At 65.2% G+C, this 3,101-nt stretch carries 3 protein-coding genes; 2 read left to right on the top strand and 1 reads right to left on the bottom strand.

Annotated elements, in window-relative coordinates:
- The coding region (gene uvrB / locus ABNS06_RS02420; protein WP_348672371.1) for an excinuclease ABC subunit UvrB at positions 1-1,655 on the bottom strand (1,655 nt) is incomplete at its 3' end.
- A gap of 156 nt (positions 1,656-1,811) precedes the next feature.
- Between uvrB and ABNS06_RS02415 the strand changes: the two genes are divergently transcribed.
- Positions 1,812-2,354 (top strand): PH domain-containing protein, encoded by a 543-nt coding sequence (locus ABNS06_RS02415; protein ID WP_348672370.1) that lies wholly within the window; start codon positions 1,812-1,814, stop codon positions 2,352-2,354.
- Between the two features lie 108 nt (positions 2,355-2,462).
- Positions 2,463-3,101 (top strand): aminotransferase class I/II-fold pyridoxal phosphate-dependent enzyme (locus ABNS06_RS02410; protein WP_348672369.1); only part of this gene is annotated, 639 nt, incomplete at its 3' end.

Here is a 3,101-nt window from a genome sequence, read left to right as displayed (position 1 = left end):
TACATGATGACCCGGCCATCGGCGTTCCGCGCGGCCCGGCCCACCGTCTGGATCAGCGAGGTCTCCGAGCGCAGGAAGCCCTCCTTGTCGGCATCCAGAATCGCCACCAGCGAGACCTCGGGCAGGTCCAGGCCCTCGCGCAGGAGGTTGATGCCGACCAGGCAGTCGAAGGCGCCCAGACGCAGATCGCGGAGAATCTCCGCCCGCTCGACCGTGTCGATGTCCGAATGCAGGTAGCGCACGCGCACGCCGTGTTCATGGAGGTAGTCGGTCAGATCCTCGGCCATGCGCTTGGTCAGCGTCGTGACCAGCACCCGCTCGTCGCGCTCCGCCCTCACCTGCACCTCGCTGAGCAGGTCATCGACCTGGGTGCGCACCGGCCGGATCTCGACCTGCGGATCAACCAGCCCGGTCGGCCGGACCACCTGCTCGACGATCTGCCCGGTATGCGCATCCTCGTACGGACCGGGCGTGGCGGAGACGAAGATCGTCTGCGGCGCGAGGTGCTCGAATTCCTCGAACTTCAGCGGCCGGTTGTCCAGCGCCGACGGCAGCCGGAAGCCATATTCGACCAGCGTTTCCTTGCGCGAGCGGTCGCCCTTGTACATCGCCCCGACCTGCGGGACGGTGACATGGGACTCGTCGATGACCAGCAGCGCATCCGGCGGCAGGTAATCGAACAGACAGGGCGGTGGCTCGCCCGGCGCACGGCCGGAGATGTAGCGCGAGTAGTTCTCGATGCCGTTGCAGTAGCCGACCTCCTGGATCATCTCCAGATCGAACATGGTCCGCTGCTCCAGGCGCTGGGCCTCCAGCAGCTTGCCGGCCTTGCGGAGCTGCGCCAGGCGCTCCCGCAACTCGTCGCGCACCTGATCCATGAGCTTGACCATCCGCTCGCGCGGGGTCACGTAGTGCGTCTTCGGGAAAATCGTGTAACGCGGCACCTTGCCGCGCACCTCGCCGGTCAGCGGGTCGAACAGTGACAGGCTCTCGATCTCGTCATCGAACAACTCGACGCGCAGCGCCTCTTCATCGCTTTCCGCCGGGTGGATGTCGATCACATCGCCGCGCACCCGGTAGGTGCCGCGCTTCAGCTCCAGATCATTGCGGGTGTACTGCATCGAGGTGAGGCGCCGCAGCAGTTCGCGCTGATCCAGCCGGTCGCCGCGATCCAGATGCAGCACCATCTGGAAGTAGCTTTCCGGGTCACCCAGACCGTAGATGCAGGACACGGAGGCGACGATGATCACGTCGCGCCGCTGCATCAGCGCCTTGGTCGCGGACAGGCGCATCTGCTCGATGTGATCGTTGATGCTCGAGTCCTTCTCGATGTACGTGTCCGACGACGGCACGTAGGCCTCGGGCTGGTAGTAGTCGTAGTAGCTGACGAAGTACTCGACCGCGTTGTTCGGGAAGAACTCGCGGAACTCGCCGTAGAGCTGACCGGCCAGGGTCTTGTTCGGCGCCATGACCAGCGTTGGCCGCTGTACCTGCTGGATCACGTTGGCGATCGAATAGGTCTTGCCGGAACCGGTCACGCCCAGCAGCGTCTGGTGCGACAGGCCGCTCTCGATGCCGTCCACCATCTGGCCAATGGCCGTGGGCTGATCGCCGGCCGGCGCCCAGTCCGCCTTGAGTTCGAATGAGTCGGTCACGGCATGCTGCAAAGAAGCTGAACGGTCATGATACGCGCTCGACCGGGTGGGCTTTCGCTGTAGAGCCCGATCATCCGGGCAGGTTCCCGGCCGCGACGGATGCTGAGCGCTGGGCTACGCTGAACGCGGACACACCGACAACCCGAGGAACACGTCATGGACGAGCCGAACAAGGTCCTGAGCAACCCCGCGATCTCGCCGCGGGCGGTCCGCTACCACCTGCTCCTGCTCGTCATCTCGCTGGTCGGTTCGGTGGTCGGCATCCTACTGATCCCGATCCTGCTGCCGATCTGCCGGTGGTACTACAACCGCTACTTCGAAACCCTCAACGTGGTGCTGACGACGCGGGAGCTGCAGGTCGATCGCGGTATCTGGAACCGCGAGGAAAAGAGCATTCCGCTGGAGAAGATCACCGATCTGGCCACGTTCCAGGGACCGGTGATGCGGCACCTGGGGCTCAAGGGCCTGCGCGTGGAAACCGCAGGCCAGAGTGACAGCGGTGGCGCGCTGGTCCGCCTGATCGGCCTGGAGAACACCGAGGACTTCCGCGCGCTGGCATTGCGGCAGCGCGATCGCGTGACTGACGGCCCCGCCACGCAACCGCCATCCGACGGCGCATCGAGCACGGAGCTGCTGACGGAAATCCGTGACCAGCTCGCGCGCATCGAGCAGCACCTGCGTGGCTCGGCATCGAACTGAACCCGTCGTCATCGCCAACCTGACACAAACCGGCCATCCGGACGGTTGGTGCCGTTCCGGCCGCGCCGTATCATACGCACGCCTCTTACCCGACCTGGAGCCGGTCCATTGAAACTGTCCGAGCGCGTACAACGCATCAAGCCCTCCCCGACCCTGGCCGTCACCGCGCGTGCCGCCGAACTGCGTCGACAGGGCAAGGACATTATCGGGCTGGGCGCGGGTGAACCGGATTTCCCCACGCCGGCGCATGTGCGCATGGCGGCCAAGGACGCCATCGACGCGGGCTTCACCCGCTACACCCCGGTCGGTGGCACGCCGGAACTGAAGGACGCCATCGTCAACAAGTTCCAGCGCGACAACGGCCTGAGCTACACGCCGGACCAAGTGCTGGTCTCCTGCGGTGGCAAGCAGAGCTTCTTCAACCTTTGCCAAGCGATGATCGACGACGGCGACGAGGTCATCATCCCGGCGCCGTACTGGGTCAGCTACCCGGACATGGCGCTGCTGGCGGGCGGCAAGCCGGTGGTCATCGAGACCACGATGGACGCCTCGTTCAAGATCACCGCCGAACAGCTCGAAGCGGCAATCACGCCGAAGACGCGGCTGGTCGTGCTCAACAGCCCGTCCAACCCCAGCGGCAAGGCCTACTCCAAGGCCGAGCTGGCGGCGCTTGGTGAGGTGCTGCTCAAGTATCCCGACGTGTTCGTCGCCACCGACGACATGTATGAGCACATCCTGTGGACCGAG

This window comes from uncultured Abyssibacter sp. (assembly GCF_964000955.1).
Lineage (GTDB): Bacteria > Pseudomonadota > Gammaproteobacteria > Nevskiales > OUC007 > Abyssibacter.
The sequence above is the reverse complement of the archived record's forward strand: the minus strand, read 5'-3'. Positions and strand labels throughout refer to the sequence as shown.